Annotated in this window: 19 protein-coding genes; 9 read left to right on the forward strand and 10 right to left on the reverse strand. The window is 64.8% G+C overall.

Going from position 1 to position 20,553, the window contains the following annotated elements; all coding sequences use genetic code 11:
* Positions 1 to 63: 63 nt before the first annotated feature.
* The 4 genes from JRN21_04835 to JRN21_04850 all read left to right on the forward strand — a co-directional run bounded on the left by JRN21_04835 (position 64) and on the right by JRN21_04850 (position 4,820).
* Entirely contained in the window at positions 64 to 846 is a 783-nt protein-coding gene (locus JRN21_04835; protein ID MDG6988634.1) for a serine hydrolase, read from the forward strand.
* Positions 847 to 966: 120 nt separating this feature from the next.
* Positions 967 to 3,756, forward strand: a complete 2,790-nt coding sequence (locus tag JRN21_04840; protein ID MDG6988635.1) for a hypothetical protein — start codon at positions 967 to 969, stop codon at positions 3,754 to 3,756.
* A 42-nt stretch (positions 3,757 to 3,798) separates the two neighbouring features.
* A complete protein-coding gene (locus JRN21_04845; protein ID MDG6988636.1) occupies positions 3,799 to 4,011 on the forward strand; it encodes a hypothetical protein in 213 nt (70 codons plus the stop codon).
* Between the two features lie 62 nt (positions 4,012 to 4,073).
* Entirely contained in the window at positions 4,074 to 4,820 is a 747-nt protein-coding gene (locus JRN21_04850; protein ID MDG6988637.1) for a stage II sporulation protein M, read from the forward strand.
* Positions 4,821 to 4,867: 47 nt separating this feature from the next.
* Here the strand turns inward: JRN21_04850 and JRN21_04855 are convergent, their stop codons facing one another.
* The 3 genes from JRN21_04855 to JRN21_04865 all read right to left on the reverse strand — a co-directional run bounded on the left by JRN21_04855 (position 4,868) and on the right by JRN21_04865 (position 7,071).
* Positions 4,868 to 5,755 carry a hypothetical protein gene (locus JRN21_04855; protein MDG6988638.1) on the reverse strand — a complete coding sequence of 296 codons (888 nt, stop codon included), beginning with the start codon at positions 5,753 to 5,755 and terminating at the stop codon, positions 4,868 to 4,870.
* 406 nt (positions 5,756 to 6,161) lie between these two features.
* Positions 6,162 to 6,593, reverse strand: coding sequence for a hypothetical protein (locus JRN21_04860; GenBank protein ID MDG6988639.1), 432 nt, complete (start codon positions 6,591 to 6,593; stop codon positions 6,162 to 6,164).
* Between the two features lies 1 nt (position 6,594).
* Positions 6,595 to 7,071, reverse strand: a complete 477-nt coding sequence (locus JRN21_04865; protein ID MDG6988640.1) for a hypothetical protein — start codon at positions 7,069 to 7,071, stop codon at positions 6,595 to 6,597.
* Between the two features lie 164 nt (positions 7,072 to 7,235).
* Between JRN21_04865 and JRN21_04870 the strand changes: the two genes are divergently transcribed.
* The gene (locus tag JRN21_04870) at positions 7,236 to 8,180 is read left to right on the forward strand and encodes an AsnC family transcriptional regulator (GenBank protein MDG6988641.1); all 945 of its coding nucleotides are present in this window, start codon (positions 7,236 to 7,238) and stop codon (positions 8,178 to 8,180) included.
* On the opposite strand, the gene JRN21_04875 is transcribed toward JRN21_04870, so the two are convergent.
* Positions 8,125 to 9,906: an MFS transporter gene (locus tag JRN21_04875; GenBank protein ID MDG6988642.1), complete on the reverse strand. Its 1,782-nt coding sequence runs from the start codon at positions 9,904 to 9,906 to the stop codon at positions 8,125 to 8,127. The two genes, JRN21_04870 and JRN21_04875, sit on opposite strands and share 56 nt — an antisense overlap.
* Positions 9,907 to 9,958: 52 nt before the next feature.
* A complete protein-coding gene (locus JRN21_04880) occupies positions 9,959 to 10,792 on the reverse strand; it encodes a dienelactone hydrolase family protein (protein ID MDG6988643.1) in 834 nt (277 codons plus the stop codon).
* 61 nt (positions 10,793 to 10,853) lie between these two features.
* On the opposite strand from JRN21_04880, the gene JRN21_04885 reads away from it, so the two are divergent.
* The 4 genes from JRN21_04885 to JRN21_04900 are packed head-to-tail and all read left to right on the forward strand — an operon-like array spanning position 10,854 to position 16,126.
* Positions 10,854 to 11,300 carry a MarR family transcriptional regulator gene (locus JRN21_04885; GenBank protein MDG6988644.1) on the forward strand — a complete coding sequence of 149 codons (447 nt, stop codon included), beginning with the start codon at positions 10,854 to 10,856 and terminating at the stop codon, positions 11,298 to 11,300.
* 23 nt (positions 11,301 to 11,323) lie between these two features.
* The gene (locus JRN21_04890) at positions 11,324 to 12,946 is read left to right on the forward strand and encodes a B12-binding domain-containing radical SAM protein (protein ID MDG6988645.1); all 1,623 of its coding nucleotides are present in this window, start codon (positions 11,324 to 11,326) and stop codon (positions 12,944 to 12,946) included.
* A 21-nt stretch (positions 12,947 to 12,967) separates the two neighbouring features.
* The gene (locus JRN21_04895; GenBank protein ID MDG6988646.1) at positions 12,968 to 14,680 is read left to right on the forward strand and encodes a B12-binding domain-containing radical SAM protein; all 1,713 of its coding nucleotides are present in this window, start codon (positions 12,968 to 12,970) and stop codon (positions 14,678 to 14,680) included.
* A 9-nt stretch (positions 14,681 to 14,689) separates the two neighbouring features.
* The gene (locus JRN21_04900; GenBank protein ID MDG6988647.1) at positions 14,690 to 16,126 is read left to right on the forward strand and encodes an MFS transporter; all 1,437 of its coding nucleotides are present in this window, start codon (positions 14,690 to 14,692) and stop codon (positions 16,124 to 16,126) included.
* 211 nt (positions 16,127 to 16,337) lie between these two features.
* Here the strand turns inward: JRN21_04900 and JRN21_04905 are convergent, their stop codons facing one another.
* The 5 genes from JRN21_04905 to JRN21_04925 form a co-directional block, all read right to left on the reverse strand.
* The gene (locus tag JRN21_04905; GenBank protein MDG6988648.1) at positions 16,338 to 17,630 is read right to left on the reverse strand and encodes an ATP-binding protein; all 1,293 of its coding nucleotides are present in this window, start codon (positions 17,628 to 17,630) and stop codon (positions 16,338 to 16,340) included.
* 374 nt (positions 17,631 to 18,004) lie between these two features.
* A complete protein-coding gene (locus tag JRN21_04910; GenBank protein MDG6988649.1) occupies positions 18,005 to 18,391 on the reverse strand; it encodes a PIN domain-containing protein in 387 nt (128 codons plus the stop codon).
* The gene (locus tag JRN21_04915; GenBank protein ID MDG6988650.1) at positions 18,388 to 18,639 is read right to left on the reverse strand and encodes an AbrB family transcriptional regulator; all 252 of its coding nucleotides are present in this window, start codon (positions 18,637 to 18,639) and stop codon (positions 18,388 to 18,390) included. Before JRN21_04915 ends, JRN21_04910 begins: the two co-directional genes overlap by 4 nt.
* Before the next feature lie 106 nt (positions 18,640 to 18,745).
* Positions 18,746 to 19,018: a hypothetical protein gene (locus tag JRN21_04920; GenBank protein MDG6988651.1), complete on the reverse strand. Its 273-nt coding sequence runs from the start codon at positions 19,016 to 19,018 to the stop codon at positions 18,746 to 18,748.
* Between the two features lie 19 nt (positions 19,019 to 19,037).
* Complete coding sequence (locus JRN21_04925; protein MDG6988652.1) at positions 19,038 to 20,552, reverse strand: oligosaccharide flippase family protein; 1,515 nt, start codon at positions 20,550 to 20,552, stop codon at positions 19,038 to 19,040.
* Position 20,553: the final 1 nt, after the last annotated feature.

Genomic DNA, 20,553 nt, shown 5'->3' on the forward strand with positions numbered 1-20,553 from the left:
AAAATCTTCGGAAACCTCCCCTCGCTCAGCTTAATACTCCTCCCCGGGCCGGAGAGGGCAGGCATGGGTGACCCCGCGGACCTGGCGGGCCTGATCGACCGCTACAAGGCGGAAGGGTGGGTCAAGGAGGCAGGCGCCCACTCCATAGACCTGACCAGGGACGAGGTCGCCTTCGAGTACGACTCCAGGAGGGAGTTCAGGGCAGCGAGCACCATCAAGCTCGCCATAGCATGCGAGGTCCTCCGGCAGGCGGAGGCGGGGGCTTTCAAGATGGGCCAGCCGCTCAGGCGGGGGGACCTGGTGGGGGGGTCGGGGCTCCTCCGCCTCATGAAAGACGAAGTGAAGCCGACCCCCTCCTCCATGCTGAACCTCATGCTGGACGTGAGCGACAATTCAGCCACCAACTGGCTGATCGACCTCGTGGGGAAGCCGAACGTCAACAGGCTGATGGGACGCTATTCCCTCGACATACACCTCTCAGGGAGGCTGATGCGCCCGAAGAAGCGCCCGAACACAGCGACCCCCGAAGCCATGTCGCGGCTGATGGGGCTGGTCCACCGGAGGAAGATGGTCTCCCCCTGGGTTTCGTCCCGGCTCGTCCAGGTGCTGAGGTTCCAGCAGCACCTCGACATGATCCCTGGCGGGCTCCCAGGGGAGCGGGTCAGGTGCGTGAACAAGACGGGGGGGCTCGACGATCTCCGGGCCGACGTGGGGGTCGTCTGGGGGAGAGGGTACGCGTACACCGTGGCCATGTTCGTGGAAGGGTTCGAGGACGGCTACCGGGGCGGGTCGCTGGTCCGGGAGGCCAGCCACGCCCTGTGGGAGTCCCTCGGGGCCAAGCGCTAGGGGTCCCGCAAGGGTTGTCAGCAGTTATTCTGCGGGTTTCGAGAATTATCTCCAGTCCGGGCAGGGCGTAAATAGTGTCGCGCGTCGGGCGGCCCGTTCTAGGAGAGGAGCGATGGTCCATTGGCTGATGTAGAAGGGTCGAGGATAGGGTCGCGCAACGTCTCCCTGATAGTGGGGGCGTCCATGGGGGCCGCCGTCGCCGCCGCGGCGGCGCTCTACGTCTCCTACCGCCTGCTCCTCTGGCAGGTCTTCGAGCAGATGTACGCCGCGAAGTTCGGGCTCGACTGGTGGGGGACGGTCTTCTACGGCGGCTGGGCCTTCGTCGTCCCGGCGGTTTTCGCCTTCGCGGTCGTGTACCCGATCCCCCGGGGGAGCGACCTGTTCGCCTTCCTGAAGGCGGTGAACGGGAGGCGCATCGAGTTCAGCGGCCTGGAGCCAGAGAGGGGCTCGCCAGGCGGGAACGCCTCGCGGAACGCCTGGATGGCCTGGCAGGGGATCAAGTGGCTGATGGCGTACTACATCGCCTACCTTGCGCAGGGGTTCATCCTCTACCCGAACGTCACCGAGACCCTCGAGTTCGACTTCCACGGCATCGGGTCATGGGCCCAGGTCCCCAGGCTCCTCGCCCTCCCCCTCTTTCCGGCGTCGGGGAGCGGGCTGATCTCTCTTGTGCCGACGATGGAGACCCAGTACTACCTGGTTGTGGCCGCCGTGGGGTCAGTCCTGCTCGTCCTCGGGATCAGGTACTTCCTCCGGTTCCTCACCGACTTCCTCTACCGCAAGACGAACGCCTGGATAGTCGACCTCCTCGTGATGGGGCTCCTCATCACCGTCACCGCCTGGCTGGGGGCCCCCTACTGGCTGATGAACGCCTTCACGCCATACCTGTACGGCCTCCTCCTCTCTGCGATGTTCGGGCTCGTCTACGGCCTGCTCTACTTCCGGCTTTCCGGGAAGGGGCTCGTCCCCATAAACAGGAGGAGGCGCACCGTGACGCGGGTCGTGGCGGTGGCCGTCGTGATCGCCATCGGCTTCAACGCGGTCAACGTGGCCTTCATCGGGTTCAACTGGAACAACAGCTGGCCGACCTACGGGTGGACCCCGCAGGTCCAGAAGCAGATCAACGTGACGAGGTGGTCCGCGGGGCTCACCAACGTCACCACCAGCGACGTCTCCAGCGTACCGCACGGCAACGTCTCCCAGATACTGGGGCTGGTCAGGCAGTGGGACCAGAACGCCTCCCTCATCAGGAGCCAGGCGCAGATAGGGGTGAACTACCTCTCGATCCCCAACTCCGAGATAGTGTACCTCAACGGCCAGCAGTACTGGGTCCAGCCGACGACGATATCCTACCCTCCCGGGCACACCGACTGGATCAGCGAGCACCTGATCTACACGCATGCGGACAGGGTCATAGTCCTCAACGCCCACACCGGGGCGTACACGTCCCTGGACCAGGCCCTGGGGCTCCCGGCCAACGGGACGATCGACAACCCTCTCATCTACTACGGTGAGGGGGCGGGGTTCAACAACGACGTCTACGTCAACGTGACGGGGGAGCCGGCCCAGGTCGGCGGGGCCAACTACACCTGGCAGCCTGACTACGTCCTCTCCGGCGCCCAGCGGTCCCTCTGGTTCTTCATGGGCGGGCCGACGACCTGGGGGTTCGCGTTCACCCCTCCGCAGAACAGCATCGACACGCTCGTCAGCAGGGACGTCTTCTCGAGGGTGTCGCAGACCCTGATCCCCGGGCTGGTGGTCGACCCCCAGACGTACCTGGTGACAAACGGGTCCCAGCTCTACTACGCCATGATGGTCTACATCGACTACCCGCTGATGTCGGGGTTCGCGCAGTCGAACTTCCTCAGGAACTTCGCGGTGATCCTGGTCAACGTCAACGACGGGAGCATGCAGCCGTACATAGTCAACAACTGCTCCTCGTTCCTCTGCAGCTTCTTCAAGCAGTACTATCCGAGCTGGAACCAGGCCCCCCCGAGCTGGCTCGTCCCGCAGCTCCGCTACCCTGACCAGCTCCTGGGGACGCAGAGCGCTCCGGGGCAGCTCGACGCCGACTTCTACTACCACGTCGGCACCCAACAGGTCTGGAGGTCGGGGTCCGACTTCTACGAAAGGCCGACGGGGACGTACGTGTACTACGTCCTGGTCAACCAGGGGAACAAGGTCTACTACGTGGGGATACAGCTGGCCGAGTTCAGCAACTCCCCCGGCCGCAACCTAGGGGGGATCTACATCGTCTACGGCGGCTCGAGGCTCGGGGAGATGTACCTCTACGACGTCAACCCGTCCAACCTATCCACGGAGAAGCTCTTCGGCCCCTCTGCGGCGCTGGCCGCCGTCACCACCAACCCGCAGATCAAGGAGCAGATGACGCTGCTTAGCAACCCGACCCAGGGGAACGTGCTCCCGTACCTCATAGGAGGGCAGCTGTACTACTTCATCCCATACTACGTGGGGTCCGGGTCCTCGGCCAACGTGATAACCAAGCTCGCGTTCATGGCCGTCGTCGACGGCAGCAACGGGGTCTCGGCTTACGGGCAGTCGTCGGCCCAGGCCTTCGCCAGCCTCCTGAGCAGCGAGAACGTCACCGCGCCTGTCAGCACCGGGCTCGGGGCGAAGGACGTCGCCCACGCCTTCGCCTCGGACGGGTACAACGTCACCCTCCCCGCCTCGGTGAACGTGAACGTGGGATACCTCGAGGGGACCGTCTCCCTCTCCAACGCCACCTCCGCGTCCATCGACGCCACGGTAGCCGGGTTCCTTGCGGGGTACGCGTCCCCGCTCCACGCCAGCAGCGTGTACGAATGGGTCTCGGGGAGCGACACGTACTTCGGCGTAATCACCAGCGTCTCAGGCGTGGTCACTGCGTACTACATCGAAGTGATCCCATGAGCGGCCAAGTCGTAAATACCACGGAAGGGTGATGGGGAGCCTGTGACCGAGAAACGGGACGACTTCGCCTGGATCTTCGACCTTCTTGGCAAGAGGGAGGGACGCGCCGCCCCCCGGAGCGGAGAGGGGTACGAGACGGTCGACCAGATCTTCGAGAGGAGGACCAGGCAGAAGCGGACCTGGAAGGCCATCGCCAGGCTCATCATACAGCTCCTTCCGCTCATCATAATGGTCGTCCTGATGTACCTGGCCTGAGCCGCCTGGGCCCCCCCTAAGGCGTCTAGGTTCATTAACAGCCGCGAGAAGGTCGGACTCTGATGTCAGAGACCTCCCAGGGCCCTGTCGCGCCGCCTCAGCCGCAGAAGGGGGCGTTGGAGGAGCTCTTCGACCGCGGACGCGTGAGGGTGGCGCTCGCCGTCCTCGTCGTCGAGGTCGCGGTCTTCGCGGCGGGGCTCCTTATCCCCCTCTCGCCCTCGACGCAGCAGAGCCTCGCCCAGCAGGCGAACACCGAGTTCAGCCCCCTGAAGACCGCCGGGTTCGCCCAGACGGTGTACTTCATCTTCAGCCACAACCTGACTATAGCGTTGGGCGAGACGGTCCCCCTGTTGGGGGCGCTCTTCCTCCTCTTCTCGATATACAGCACCGGGCTCGTGGGCCAGGCGCTGATGGTCGCCCAGGGGCTCCCGGGCCCGTGGGCGATGTTCCTCTTCGCGTTCCCGGACACGATCGTCGAGCTTTCCGGGTACGCGATCGCGGCGGGGTCGGGGGTGATGCTCCTCGTCGCCTGGAGGAGGAAGAGGCTGCACCGGGAGGCGAGGGTCTTCGGCCTCGAACTGGCCTCCGTCGCCGGGGTGCTGCTGGTTGCCGCCACCATGGAGACGACGCTCACGTTCTATCCCCTCCTGGGGCTCACCCTATGGATCCCGACGGCCCTGGCCGTGGTCGCCATCGCGGCGCTGGCCAGGAGGCACGGCAGGAAGATGCGCGAAAGGCGCGAGGCGCTGCTCCCGCCCCCTGCCCCGCCGGCCTGGACCCCCTCTGAAGTCCCCGCGCCCCCGGCGTAGAAGGATGCCGACAGGGCCCTGGCACGGAGCCTACCTGCGCGCGTGGCTCAGGCGAGCATCCCCCAGAGCACCCTAGCCATGGAGAGGGACCTTTCGACCTGGAGGGAGTAGAGGTAGGAGGGGACGGTGCACCCGCACCGGGCGCAGTCCATCTCGTCCCCCATGACGCACTTCCCCTTGACCTCCCCCTTCGACGAGTAGGAGGGGAGCTTGTCCCTCAGGATGCAGTTCTCCCCCCAGGCCGCGCCGGTCCTGAAGTTCTGTATCTCGCCGTCGGGGTGGAGGACGAAGTCGCCGTACTTCGACCTCAGCCGCTTGAGCGCGTCGAAGACCTCGTCCCTCGACGGGAGGAGGGGGTCGTCCACGACCCCCAACATGGGCGTGTAGGAGGAGAACCTGATCCCCCTGACCGGGAGGGAGGAAAGGCTTCCGACCATCTCGTCGAGCCCCCGGATGTTGAGCCTGGTGACCGTGGTGTGGACGAAGTTCCGGTTCCTCGAGGACGCGATGTTCCGGGTCGTCCTGTCGAACATCCCCTTCCCCCTCGTCCTGTCGTGGTCGGCCCGGTTGCCGTCGATGGAGAAGAAGAATGTCATCCAGGGCCAGCGCGGGAGGGGGAGGGTCCCGTTCGTCACGATGCCGTTGAAGGGGAAGAAGCAGCGTAGCCGTTCGATGAGGCGGCTCCTCAGCATGGGCTCCCCGCCCACATACGTGGCCATCTTGACCGAAGGGTGCTCCCTGAGCAGGTGGTCGCGGACGAACGCCACCCACTGGTCGTCGGTCAGGTTGTCCTGCTCGAACGGCTTGGCGTAGTAGTAGCAGTGCGCGCAAGCGAGATTGCACCTGTTGGTGATGTCGAGGGAGGTGGAGCTCGGCCCGCGGCCGAGCATCGCCGGGACGGCCATGGCCACGCGGACGGGCTTGGGGAGGAGCACGGGGAGTCGCTGATGGGGAGCCGGCCTTTTGAACCTGCGCGCGGACCGCGGCCACGGTCTCCGGAGGCAAGCCGGAGCGGCCTCACCCGGTAGACGAAGAAACCGAACGCAGCCTCGGCGTAAGCCGCGCCGTAGGAGACGTTGGGGGGAGAAGGGCCCGCGGAGCGCTGCGCGACGACCGCGTAGGCGAACGCGCCTTTCCCGGCGACTCCCAGGATGACCGCCGCCGTCGGGAGCTCCCGGGCCCTCGCCACCCTCACTCTCATGAACAGGAGGATCCCGATAGGGCAGGGAACCGGCCAGCAGAAGGGCGCAGCCGAGGAAGCAGAAGGCGTCCGCCTGAGACGGGACGGGGACGAGGGCCCCCAGGGCCGCCTGGTAGGAGACCCGGACCGCCTCTCCTGCTCTACCCTGATCTGCGCTCTCCGGCTAACGCCCTCAGCGTCGCGACGCTGAACACCACCAGGAGCGCGTCGATGGGGAACAGCACGAAGTCGCTGAAATCGGGGCGCCCGCTCCCGCTCAGGATCGCAGCCGGTATGATTATGAGGAGTGCGGCTGAATAGACCGCAGACGCAGCCGCACCGGCCCTCTTCCTCTTCCATGTGAAGTAGATTATCGGGAGCCAGACGGCTGCGGCGACCACGAACCTCAGCACGAGGAACCCCGACGGTGGCTGCTCGCTGGGGATGTACTCCGAGATCGAGCCGGGCGAGAGCATCACGAAAGCGTACCAAGGAGCGAGGACGAACTGCACGAAGGCCACGAACGACTGGAAGAGGACGGTCGCGTGCCAAGTCCCGATCCCGCCGGCCGCGGTCGACGGCTCTGCGTTCAAGTCACTTCATCCTAGCCAGGTTGGCCTGGTCCTCCTCGTAGAGCGTCTCCATCACCTGGAGCACCGCCGGCTTCACCTGCTCGGGGCTGAGCGTCGGCGAGGTCCATTCCCCGACCGACGTGACGCCGGTCTCACCGCCCTGCGGGAGGTAGAAGCTGAACTCCTTCGAGCCTGCGAACAGCCCCTCCAGCCACTCGAACGAGAACCCAAGCGGAGGGTAGGCAGTCAGCTTCATCTCGTTCTTCACCCTCGTCCCGTCCTTGAGGGTGAGCGTGGCGCGTATGTAGGTGACCCCCTCGCCCGCGCGCTCGAAGACCGCGTCGGGGTCTGAAGGGTGCACGTGCTCGGGGCTGGAATGGAGCCTCCAGATCTTCTCCATGGGCGCCTTGAAGACGCCGCCCTCGTCGAGGACGAACGTGAACCGCGAGAGTTCCGGATGGGCATCGGTTCCGCCGCCGGGCTTCGACTGCGCTGTCATGGCGACAACGGCCTCCTCCATCGGGGCTCGGCGTATATCAGAAGGCGGGGAAGCCGGTTGGCCGTCCGGGAAACGGGACGGCAGGGGGTTTCCCGACCGACCCATCGCGAGCGGGCGCCCGGAACGCTTATACTGCGAAGCGCCTCCGATAGCCGCCGTCCTCCTTGGACGTTACAGACTTCCGGATACTGGCCGCCATGGGCCTCTCTCATCACTCCCCGAACGGCACCCTTCACCGCAGGCCCAGCGTGGCCAAGATGGCGAGGGACCTGGGGGTCGACCCCAAGACGGTGAGGGCGAGGGTCGGGAAGATGGAGCGCGTCGGGCTGATAAAGTACTACCAGGCGTTCCCCAACCTCTCGGCGCTGGGGCTCAGGTGTTCCGTCTACGTGTTCCAGTTCTCCGACCGCGACACGAAAAGGAAGGCAATGTCGAAGCTGAGGCTGCTCGACGAGGTCCAGATGGTGGACGAGTACGTCCACTCCCTGCGCGTCGTCCTGCTCTACGAGGGTCAGGACGACGTTGAGAAGAGGCTGGCCCTGATGAGCGAGCTGACCGGGGTCGTGCCCACCAAGCTCTTCGACGTGCCCATGCCCCCGCTGGGCATGAAGCTGTCCGCGACGGACATGAAGATACTACGGGCCCTGAGGTGGGACGCGCTGAAGCCTGCCAGGAAGGTCGGCGAAGAGGTGGGCTTGACCGCGAGGGCGGTGAACTACAGGCTGAACAGGATGGCCGATGCGCGGGCTTACTTCGCGGTGCCGGTGTGGGGGCTGGAAAGCGTCTCGGGGACGATAGTCTACGCGTTCTCGTTCTTCCTGCTGGAGGAGGACAGAGAGGGGACCATCAACAGGATCGCTCAGAGGTTCGCGCAGAGGAGCGTCTGCTGGTTCGCGGCCTCCGAGGGCGTCGTCTTCTTCATGCTGTTCTCGGACAGCGTGGGCGAGCCTGAGCGGATGTATGAAGCCGCGAGATCCATGGCCGGGGTCTCGAAAGTGCTCATGGACATGTTCGTCGACACCCACGACCTGCCGGGGCTGGTCGACAAGATGCTCAACAGACAGGCTCGGCGGCCGTCGTCTGAGATTCCGGGTCAGAAGCGGCGCTGACGGGCGCGGGGGCGGGAGAAGGCGCGCCTGGGTCCGCCCCGGTAGCGGCTTCCTTCTCGTAGATGTACACCTTCCCGCGGAGCAGCGAGGAGACGGCGGCAGCCGCAGAGAGGCCGAGCCCTATGTAGAACACGAGCCCGAGCGAAGTCATGAACGCGGGCGCCATCGCGTGGGGGAAGAAGGAGTTCCCGGTGATGTAGCTCATGGTCTGCTGGGGTATCGACGCCACAAGCTGCGCCGTCTGGGGGCTGTTCTGGAGCTGGGCGATGATGCTCCCGACGGGGTTGTAGCCGAGGAAGGCCGCGAAGAGGGCTCCCGTCGGGGGGACCTTGGCGAAGACCGCGCCCAGCTGCGGCACCCCGGCGCTCTCGAAGGCCGAGATGAAAGACGCGGGAAGGCTGCCGGCGAGCGCGCTGATGATTATCGAGAAGAACAGCGCCATGCTGGCGACGGAGCCCGTGTTCTGCAGCGTGGACCGCATCCCGGACGCCGCGCCCCGGTGCTCGGTGGGGACGGAGTTCATGATCGACGCCGTGTTGGGGGAGGCGAACATGCCGCTCCCTATCCCCATGATGAAGAGGATCGCGGCGAAGGGGAGGTACGAGAAGTCGTACGGGAGGGTCGCGAGCGCGTAGAAGGTGGCTCCGACTATGACCATGCCCAGCGTCGAAAAGCCGCGCGCCCCGTACCTGTCGGAGAGCCAGCCGCTTATCGGGCCCATCACGGCGAACCCGGCGAGCATCGGGGTCATGTAGATCCCCGCCCAGAACGGGGTGGACTGGTAGCTGTAGCCGTGGAGCGGGAGCCAGATCCCCTGGAGGAGGATGACGAGCATTATCATGACCCCTCCCCTGCCGACCGAGGCCAGGAAGCCTGCGAAGTTGGCAGCCGAGAACATCCTGTTCTTGAAAAGGCCGAGCCTGAACATCGGGTCCTCGACCCTGGCCTCGACGAAGGGGAAGGCGGCCAGGAGCGCGACCCCGACGCCGAGCGCGGCCACGACCCAAGGGTCTCCCCACCCCATGGTCGAGGCTCCGTATGGCATGAGGCCGTAGGTCGCCGCGATGAGCAGGACGGTCAGGCCTGCGCCCCAGGTGACGTTCCCCCAGACGTCCAGCTTCTGCCCCTTCTTTATCGTGGCTATCTCCTTCAGCTTCCAGTAGGACCAGGTGGCGCCGACGACCCCCACCGGGACGCTGACCAGGAAGACGTCCCTCCAGTCGAAGACCGAGAGCACGCCTCCCAGGATGAGCCCGCCCAGCGAGCCGACGAGGGCGGCGACCTGGTTGATCCCCAGCGCTTTCCCGCGCTCGCTGTATGGGAACGCGTCTGTGATTATGGCAGCGCTGTTCGCGAAGAGGAACGCGGCGCCGAGCCCCTGGATGATCCTGAATACGATGAGCTCCTGGGCGCCGAGGTCCCCGGCGCTGGGAGTGAGGTAGAGGAGGACGGACCCGGCGGTGAAGATGGCGAACCCCAGGTTGTAGAGCCTGACCCTGCCGTACATGTCCGAGATCCTCCCGAACATCACCAAGAGAGAGGCGGTCACCACCATGTACCCGAAGAGGATCCACAGGAGGTATTGGAAGGAGCCCGGCGCCAGAGGGTCTATGTTGATTCCCCTGAAGATGGCCGGGAGAGATATCAGGACTATGGTCGAGTTTATCGAGGCCATCAGCACCCCCAGGGTGGTGTTGGAGAGCGCGACCCACTTGTACTGGACCATCGGGCCGTCTCACCCTTCCGTCGGAGCCGGAAGCTGAGCGTTCAACGGGCGGCTAGCCACCCTGCAGGGTCCGTCTGAAGAAACTGAGCGTCAGGCCCCAGGCTTCCTTCGCGGCTCCCTCCCTGTAGGTGGTCTTGTTGGTGTCGTTGAAGAAGGCGTGCGGCGCGCCGGGAAAGACCCTCATCTCGAAGTCCTTCCTGTGCTGCACCATGGCGGCCACCAGCTTGTCGAGGGTGGAGTTGATCCTCATGTCGTCCCCTCCGTATAGCCCGAGGACAGGGGACTGGATCCTGGCTACGAGCTCTATCGGCGTCGGGTTCTCCCCGTAGAAGACCACGCACGCCGCCGTCTTTGTGTGGCACGCCGTGTTGATCGACATCCCTCCGCCGAAGCAGAAGCCCATGGTCCCGACCCGTCCGTCCCTGACGTAGTCCTGCGAGTTCAGGTGCTCCACCGCCTTCACGGCCTCCTCCGTCAAGGCGTCCTTGGGCATCCCGCCGAACAGCTTCCCCATCACCCGCTGGGCGACATCCCTGGTCGCGGCGGGCTGCTTCGCCAGCTCCTGCTGGACGAAGGCCATGTCCGCCCTCTTCTCGGGAGGGAGCGTCTGCATGAAACCCATGGCCGTCCCCACGTTCTGAGGCGTGATCAACGACGCCAGCTCGGGGTCCGAAGAGTAGAGGTCGGGGGCCAGCGCCACGTACCCTTCCCTCGCGAACCTGTCGGCGACGTCCTTGATGTGCCCCACGAGCCCCCATATCTCGTGGATCACTACGACCGCGGGCCTCGCCTCCTCGGTATCGGGCCTGGACAGGTAGGCCGTCACGGGCCCCCGCGCGCCCTTGAAGCTCGTCATTTCTGAGACCACGCCGGTTCCGCCTGGCAACTTGCCTCGACGGAGAACTCAAAGCATTAACTATATATGTTTTGACTAGTCCTCTCGTCGCGTGCCAGCGCAGGGGGGGTCGGGCCACAACGAGACCTATGGTGCGATCCTATCCGCCTACAGGGCGATGGCCCGCCGGATCGCTGAGATGCTCTCCGAGGAGGGGCTGACGCAGCCCCAGTTCCAGGCGCTGAGGGTGGTCGCGAAGAAGGGGACGGTCTGCATGCGGGAGATCAGCGACGAGATGCTCGTCACGCCTGCGAACATCACCGGGATAGTCGACAGGCTCGAGTCCAGGGGGCTCCTCATGAGGACGGGCCGCAAGGGGGACAGGAGGACCACGGACATCGAGCTCACGCCCAAGGGGAGGGCGCTGCAGGAGAGGGTGGCCGAGAGATATGGCGAGTTCGTGCAGAACGCGTTGCGCGTGTTCACCCCGGCCGAACAGAGGACCCTCCGCGAGCTCCTGGTGAAGCTCCAGGAAGCGATGGCGCAGTCGGGAGGGTGAGCGCGGGGGCAGAAAGAATGAGCCTGAAGACCCTCCTCATACGCCCCTCGAACCCGACAGGGAGCGCGTACCTCACCAAGTGGGGGTTCCTCCCCGCGCCGCTGGGCCTGCTCCAATTGGCTGGCTCCCTGTTGACCCTTGACGACTCCCAAGTGAGAGTCATAGACATGGAGGCCGACGAGGAGAAGACTGTCGACGGCGTCGTGAAGGAGGCTCTGGCCTTCGACCCCGACATCGTGGGCCTGACGATCCACGCCACGGCCGCCCACACGACTTCGACGGAGATCGCCAAGAAGGTGAAGGAGGAGAAGGGGGACGCCCTCCTTGTGGCGGGGGGGCACCACGCGACGTTCGTCCCCTACGACCTGCTCAGGAGCGGTTTCGACGTCGTGGTGCTCGGCGAGGGCGACCAGACCATCCTCGACGTCGCCGCTTCGCTGAGAGACGGAAGGGGGCTGGAGGAGGTCCCGGGGATCCTATTCAACAGAAGGGAGGACGGAAAATCCAGCGTGGTCCAGACGGTGCCCAGGGCCCTCATCCCGGACCTTGACGCCCTGCCGCTCCCCGCCCTTCACCTGGTCAAGAAGGAGCCCTATACAATCAAAGTGTTCGGGAAGGGGGCAGTCGCCTGCCTTGAAACTGCCAGGGGGTGCCCCTACGCCTGCGACTTCTGTTCTGTCACCCCGACGTGGGGACACAGATGGAGGAACAAGTCCAACAAGAGGATACTGATGGAGCTGGAGCTCGCGAAGAGGCTGGGCTACGACTGGATATTCTTCACAGATGACATATTCGTCGTCTACCCCAACGTCGACCGGAGGATGGCCCTCTTCGACGCCATGATAGAGAACGGGTACGACAGGCTCAAGTGGCTCGTCCAGATGAGGGCCGACGTAACATCGAAGAACCCGGCCCTGATAAAGCGGGGCGCGGAGGCGGGGATGCGCTTTGCCTTCCTGGGGGTGGAGTCAGGGAGCCAGGAGACGCTCAAGAGGATGCACAAGGGGCTCCTCACCCCGCAGTCGGTGAAGGCGGTCAGGATCCTCAGCGAGAACGGGGTCATCGTCCTGATCGGCATGATGCTCGGCGCTCCGTACGAGAGCTTCAGGGACATGCTCGCCACCTTGAGGTTCTCGCACCACCTCGCGGACGCGGGCGCCGACGGGGTGCAGTTCACGACCTACACCCCGCTCCCGGGGACGAGGATATTCGACGACGCCCTGAAGAACGACAGGCTCTTCACGCTCGACTGGAGCAGGTACGATGTCCTGACGCCTGTCATGAAGACCAGGGTCAACCCGGCAATCATACAGATGCTCCAATTCTATGGGAACTATTCTTTCTACGTCCTGAAGTGGCTGGAGGGGAAGCTTAGGCGCGGCGGAGGGCGTGAACCCAAGGAGTTCAAGCGGGACCTGATGTCCAACGGCCAGAAGTTCGTCTTTGAAATGATCCCGGCCTATCTGAAGGACGCGGCGGATTTCCCTTCGCAGGTTGGGAGGACGCACAGACTTTACTCGTCCTTGAAGGACATGGCGGATGTCTCCAAGGAGAGAGTCATGGAGCTCAGGGGGTTCTCAAGCAAGGTCATCTACCAGGAGACAGGGGGGAAGAACCCGTACTTCCTCATCAAGGAAGCGGAGTGAAAGGGAGAGGGTCTGAGGACCATGCCGAACCCCAGGTACCTGCTCGTCTCCGACACGACGCTCACCCACGACTACAGGAACTTCCCGTTGCTTGACTTTCTGCCGAGCGCGCCATTCCAGGCAGTGCCCAGGCCCTTCTACTCCTTCCTGAAGGGAAAAGTCCCTTCCCCCCTTGCTGACGGCCAAGCGTCGATAGCGCCTTACTCCGTCAGAAAGATGGAGTCGGCGCTCCTGAAGGAGCTCAAGGAAGAGGAGGTGGCGGTCCCGCACGAGGACTACATCGAGAGGTTCGTCACTCCTGAGACCGAAGTGATAGGCGTAAGCACGATGGACCCGCTGGGGCTCGGTCCCCTGACCATGTCATACGCGGTGCTCTTCGGCCGCCCGGACTTTACGCCGTGGGTCAGGAGAGAGTTCGAGGAGCTCATGGCCAGGATAAGCAGGGCGAAGGCCAGGGTCAACTCAAAGGCGAAGGTGCTCGTAGGAGGGCCGGGCGTATGGGAGTTCACGGTGATGCCCGAGGAGCTCGACAGGCTCGGCATAGACTGCGCGTTCCAAGGGGAGGCAGACGACATCGCGTGCGAGCTGTTCGACAGTGCGCGAGAGGGATTCACCAGCGGCGCCCGGGAGGAGAGTCCTTTCTTCGCGGGGTTCCAGACCTTCGACCCCGGGTTCCACAAGTCCTGGGTAGGGCATGGAAGGTTCCTGACACGGGCAAAGTTCTCGAATCAGTCTCCCACCCTGGACGAGATTCCCGAGATACGCAGGCCCGCTGCGAAGGCCATCACTGAGGTGATGCGGGGGTGCGGCATCGGATGCGACTTCTGCGAGGTGACGCTCAGGCCGCTACGATACTATCCCTACGACAAGGTCCAGAGGGAGATCGAGGTGAACGCCAAGCAGGGGGGGTTCCCCAACGCGTGGCTACACACAGACGAGGTATTCGCCTACGAGCACGGGAGGAACTACGAACCCAACTTCGAAGCGCTCACCGGCCTGTTCAGCGCCGTGATGTCGGTCAGGGGGATAGAGAAGACGAATCCGACTCATGGGAGGATATCCATCCCTGCAGCGCATCCGGAGTTGCTCAGGAGCCTCTCCCGGATTGCGAGGGCCGGCCCGTCCAACTGGATAGGGGTTCAGGTCGGCATAGAGACCGGGAGCGAGAGGCTCGCGAAGCTGCACATGCCGAACAAGACCCTCCCCCTGAAGGTGGGAGCAGACGGCTCCTGGCCGGAGATAGTGTGGAGGGGCACGTACACCTTGAACAAGTACTACTGGCGACCGGCGTTTACTGTTCAAGTGGGACAGTCCGGAGAGACAGACGAGGACAACTGGGACACGGTCGCCCTGGTCAACATGATGAGCAATTCGTCGCTGGACGGAGGAAGGCCGTTCGAGTTCACCGTGACCCCGATGCAGAACGTCCCTCTGGGCATGATTAAGGGGAGGCGCTTCTCTATAGGCATGCTCAAAGAGTCGCAGCTGGCGGTCTACTACGCCTGTTACAGGCACCTCGCCAAGATGGCGCTGAGGGATGCAGCGAAAGACAGCGAGGGAGGCGCTCTCGGGAGACTAGCGACCACTGCGCTGCTGAGCCTCGGCGGGGAGACGCTGCTGCACGCCATTTCGACGGTGTGCAGGAGAAAGGGGCTCGACCTCGAGAGGGCGTCCAGGCACGGCGCCGGGGAGAGGGTCAGGAGTCAGATCTCCCTTGAGGCGCCCGCTTCGTAGAGTCAGAGCGTGAAAGACCGTTTGGAGTACAAGTGGAAGGCGTTCTCGGTTACTTCCCTCGGTTCGATGATGTCGGCGGTTGACAGCACGATCGTGATCCTGGCCCTGCTTCCGATAGCAGCGGACCTGCATTCAGACTTCGTCACCGTCGTATGGGTCGTGGTCGCCTATCTGCTCGTCAACACGGCGCTTGTGCTGAGCCTCGGCCGGATAGCCGACGTCTATGGCAGAAAGAGGATGTACAACGTCGGATTCGTAGTCTTCACCGTCGGATCTGTCTTGTCCGGGCTCGCGCCGAGCGGTCCGGCGCTGATTGGGTTCAGGGCCCTGCAGGGGATGGGTGCGGCGCTGCTCACCGCGAACTCCTTCGCGATACTCTCCGAGGCATTCCCGCAGGAAGAGAGGGGGAAGGCCTTCGGCGCGACGGCGATACTCTGGGGAGCCGGTTCCACGCTCGGAATCGTGCTCGGCGGCGTAATCATAGCCTACACGACTTGGAGGCTGATATTCCTCATCAACCTGCCCATAGGAGCATTCGGGACGGCTTGGGCATACAGGGCCCTGAGGGAGCCGAAGAGCCTCGCGTCAAAGGAGTCCTTTGACATCCCAGCCGCCCTGCTGTTCACAGCGGGTCTGTTCTCCCTCCTCTTCGGGGTCACGTGGGGCCTGCTATACTCTTGGAGCGACCCCGTGACGTACGCAACGGTGGCCGCCTCTCCGCTCTTCTTCGCCCTGTTCGTACTGTGGGAGTCGAGGTACAGCAAGTCCCCGATAGTTGACTTTTCCATCTTCCGCAACAGGGTCTTCTCGTTCTCTGTCATCACCGCGCTGCTCCAGTCGCTGGCCCTGTTCAGCGTGAACTTCCTGCTGATATTCTACCTGGAGGGGATCGGCGGATTTTCGGTCCTGACCGCGTCCTACCTGATACTGCCGATGGCGGCCGTCACGGCTTTCGTCGGCCCTTTCGCGGGGTCCCTCTCAGACAAGATTGGAGCGAGGATAGTAGCATCCGCCGGCCTCGCGCTTCAACTGCTTGTCCTGATACTCCTCAGTCGGCTCAGCGTCTCCACCCCCTTGCTTTACATAGCGATGGCGGAGGCGGTCTACGGCTTCGGAGGAGGGCTCTTCTGGCCGGCCAACACGAGCACGATCATGTCGTCGTCCCCAGTGGGAAGGTACGGCGTCGGCTCCGGCCTGATGAACACGTTCAGGAACACCGGGATGGTGCTGAGTTTCGCGCTCTCTCTCGTGGCGGCCACCAGCGTCATCCCGAGCCAAGTCGTCTACCAGCTCTTCATCGGCAGCCTGGGACACAAGCTCTCTCCTGACTTGGCTGCAGGATACCTCTCCGGCCAGAGCTTCGCCTTCGAAGTCTCCGCTCTCCTGCTCGTGGCCGCCACCGTATTCTCAGCGGTGAGGGGAAAGGTCGGAGCCGCGAGGTACTGAGTTCGACCGGTCGCGTCTCTCGTGCCGCGCCTACCGGCCCGCCTGAACGTCTCCTTCCGCCGAGGCCAGCCCGAGCTCCCGGGAGAGGATGCCACAGGCGCATGCGTACGCAAGCCCGACCTTCGATCTCCACCCATGAAGCTGGCCACGGAGCCCGCCAACGCTTCCTCCTCGTCCTTCGCGTCGCAGTCCGCCAAGACCTCGAACCGCTTCACGCCTTCGCCCCCTCTCTTGGGGCGCCGGGCCGCAGGAACCATTTCCACGCCGGGACCACTTCCACCTCTCTCCCCCCCTCGCGGAAGACCTTCTCCTCCTTCGAGGTGACGACCGTGAGCCTTTCCGCCCCCAGCTCGCCCGCCGCCTCCTTCAGCGCCCCCACCTCCCTGTCGTAGGTGGCCGGGTCGGCGACACTCCATGCGGCCTGCACCAGCTCCGGCCTCCGCCCACCGACGACGAAGTCCACCTCCTTCCCCGTGGTCTGGCTCCGCCAGTACGACAACGCCCCCCCTCTCCGGACGAGGTCGACGAACACCTGGTTCTCGAGCTTCTTGGACGAGTCCCCCCCGACGAGGGCGAGGAAGCCGGAGTCGAGGGCGTAGACCTTGGGGCTCACCCTCCTTTCCTTCGGCTTCTTCGAAAAGGGATACGCCCTTTTTATCATGAAGACGTCTTCGGCGCCGTCCAGGTAGCTCAGCGCGGTCTGCCTTCCGAGCTTCAGCCCTTCGGCGCCGAGCCAGCGGGATATGGAGCGGGCCGAAAGCGGGCGGCAGGCCGAGCCCAGCACCGCCGAGACGAAGGCCCGTAGCAGCGGGAGGCTCCTCACTTTCAGCCTCTCGATCATGTCCCTCTGAACGACCGTGTCGAAGAGCTCCTGGAGTATCCTGTGCTTGAGCTGGGCCCCCTCGGCGAGGACCACGGCCGGGTACCCCCCGAATTCGACATACTCGTCGGCGAACGAGGCGAGCGCGCCCGCCTTCTCCGGGGACGTGAGCCCCTCAGCTTCGGCCCCCTTCGCCCTCAGGAGCTCGGCGAAGGAGAAAGGGAGGACAAGGGTGTTGAGGGCCCTCCCCCTGAGGACTGAAGGGAGCCTGTCCGTCGACAGCTCGGAGGTCGAGCCGGTGACCATCACCCCGTACTTCCCGGAGTCGTGCAGGGTCCTCACCCACCGCGCCCAGCTGGGGAACCTCTGGACCTCGTCGATGAAGAGGCGCAGATCCTTCGTCGGGTCAGGCCTGTAGAGCCTGAACACCGCCTCCTCGATCTTCGGCAAGTCGTCAGCCGTCATGCCTTCGAAGGCGACGTCCTCCCCGTTCACGAAGACCTTGTTGCTCGCCGGGAGGGGAAGGCCGTCCATGAGCTGGAGCATGAAGGTCGTCTTGCCCGCCCGCCGCGGCCCGATGATCGCGGACATGAAGCTCCCGTCCTCCACGGCCGCGTCTCTCTTGACGGCCCCCCGAGGAGCCGTCGCTCCCCGATATCGTCCGACCGCCAGGTCGATGTCCAACGGCGTCGGCGTCTGACGGGCAAGGATATAATTGTTGCCCAACGGCGTTGGACAGATATGGCGCAAGGAGCCCATGCGCCCTGGCCTCTAACGCCAGGGTCGAAGCGCCGCCTGAGCGGGTCCCCGGGCGGCGCGCTGCCTCAAACCCCCGGGAGAAAGAGCCGGGAGGGAAAGAGGCCCTACACTAATCGTGTTTAGTACCAATCGTGATTAGTAAAATCGCCAACAGGAAGGAGGAGCTCTCGCTTCTGGAAGGTGAGCTATCCGCTTCTCCTTCGGCTGGTCAGAGCAGCCCGAGGACCCGCTGCATGGCGCCGGGGAGGAAATCGCGAGGTACCGCCGGCCCAAGCAGAGGGGAAAGGCGCAACCGCCAGTCACCACTCCGTCTGCACGACGTCTTCGATCGATGCGTCCGTGGTTATCACGCGAGAGCCCGATTCCCTGGCCAGAGCGGCTATCAAGGAGTCGAAATAGTCCATCCCCATCTTCTGCAGCTCCACCGCCGACCGAACGGAAGAGACCGAGTTGGAGACGACTTTGGTCCCCGGGACCGCGCTCTCTAGTGCAGCCCAGGACGTCTCCCTTTCGAGGTCGTTGTACCCCCTGACCTTCATCACCAGGTCCGCTTCAACGAGGGAGGTGACAGGGACCAGCACCTCGTCATCTGAGGTGAGCCTCTCCATGTGATGGACTGACCGTTTATGCGCCCTGTCCCTGGGATTGAGATACCCAATCAGGGCCACGGTGTCAACGAGCTTCATTCGGGTTTCCTGAGCGACCTCACGAAGTACCCCGTGGCTTCGTGGTCCTCCTCCCTCCAACCTTCGAGCTTCTCGGCCCCAATCTTCCTTGCCTTCGCGTTCAGGACCTCGGGGTCAAACAACTCCACCCTCCCCGCTCCGCTCACCCTCGCCAGGAGCTCCGCCCGCGGTTCTATGCCTGCCGCTTCCCGAACCCTCTTGGGAAGCACAAGCCTCCCCTTTTCGTCCACGGATACGGTCTCGCCCATGATTGCCGGACACGTGTCCCACTATATAAAAAGTGGGAAAAAGTGGGCTGATTTCCCAGTTCCAGGGTTCTGGGACCACTCAGAGGTTGATTGTGGAATGGCCCGCTCAGGAAGCAGGCGGCGCTCGTGAGCTGCATCGCAGTCCGTCCAGACCTCGAACCGCTTCATGCCCTCGCGCCCTCTCTTGGAGCGCCGGGGCGCAGGAACCGCTTCCGCGCCGGGACCGCTTCCACCCCTTTCCCCCTACGCGGAAGACATCCCCCTCCCTCGAGGTGACGACGGTGAGCTTGTCCGCACCCAGTTCCTCCGCCACCTCCTTCGGCGCCCCCGTCTCCCTGCCGCAGGTGGCAGGGTCGGAGACGCTCCGCGCGACCTGCACCAGCTCGGGCCCCCGCCAGTCAGAGCAGCCGGAGGACCCACTGCAGTCCCCTCGGGAGGAGATGCGAGAGGAACGACCTGTCCTCGTCGCTGATGAGCTTCAGTGCCTTGGCGCAGGCGGCGAAGAGGACGAGGCCGAGGGCGGCGTAGGGGACGATGGTGATCACCCTGGACGAGACCAGCTCCGAGGGGAGGTACACCGCGAGGGCGGGGACAGCCGAGGCGACCAGGGCCTTGCCGAGGAAGCGGTAGTCGAAGGGGCGGGGGAGGTAGCGCCGGATGTAGTAGAGCGAAAGGGCGCACCCGCCCGCGAACATCCCCACGCGGCTGTAGGCGGCCCCCGCGAGGCCGATGCTGGGGACCAGGGCGGCAGAGAGGACCACCTCCCCTATCGCCGTGACGGCGCCGATGACGAGGACCCGGCGGGTCAGCCCGACCCCCTGGAGGACGTAGATGGCGACCGTCTCGACCGACTGGAACCCGTAGAAGAGCGTGATGAGCTGCAGGTATGGGACCCCGCCTGCGTAGGCACCGCCCCCAGAGAAGAGGTCGAAGAGCTGGGGCGCCATGGCGGCCGCGAAGAAGGAGGCAGGGAGGACCGTGAGGAAGGTGAACCGGAGGGCGAGGCCGGTCCCTCTGGAGACCTCGGCCGAGGTCTCGGCGCTGAAAGACGTCTCCGCGAAGAGGGCCGTGGCGAGGGGGGTGACGAAGAGGGCGGAGACCACGCCGGAGATGACCACGGCCGCGTTGTACACCCCAAGGGAGGTGGGGCTCAGGTACCCCCCGACGACGACGATGTCGGCGTTGCTCGCCACCGCGGCGACGATCCCCGCCACGGCGAGGGGGGCGGCGTACCTGAGGACGGGCGAATAGTACGGCCGAGCGACCCCCGACGCAAGGAGCTTCCTGTACCTGAGGAAGGCCACGGAGCCGATTATCGCGTAGTAGAGGGCCCACGAAGCGATGGCGACCGCCAGGCTGCGGAAGGCGACGAGCCCCACGACGGCGACCCCGACCCCGGCGAACCTGGCGATCACGGTCAGCCTGGCCATGAGCGAGTACCTCCGCAGCGCCTGGAGGACCCCCAGGAGGACCGACGAGACGGAGGCCGAGAAGAGCCAGAGGGCGCCGAGGTCGAAGAGCCACGCGGACGAGGGCCCCTTCAGAAAGTAGTCGGAGAGGGAGGGGGCGAGCAGGGCGAGGCCGGCGGAGGTTGCGGCGGTGAAGAGGAGGGTCAGCAGGACGGACGCCTTGGCCGCCCCCCACCCCTCGCTCCCCTCGGCCGACGACCTGGGGGCGAGGAACTTCACGAGGGACGCCGCCAGGCCGAACCCTCCGACCACCGAGGCGAGCCCGACCGACACCGAGACCGCCGAGTAGGCCCCGTATTCGTGGGATGGGAGGAACCTGAGGAGGGAGGCGAGGAGGACGAAGCCGAAGAGGGAGGTGAGCACCCCCTGGGCCGCGAGGGAGCCGATCCCCCTGACTATGTTCTTGGTCCTGTCTCCGCCGTCAGTTCTCTCGGGTTGAGCCATG

The sequence above is a fragment of the Nitrososphaerota archaeon genome (assembly GCA_029785825.1).
Taxonomy (GTDB): Archaea; Thermoproteota; Nitrososphaeria; order Nitrososphaerales; family Gagatemarchaeaceae; genus UBA183.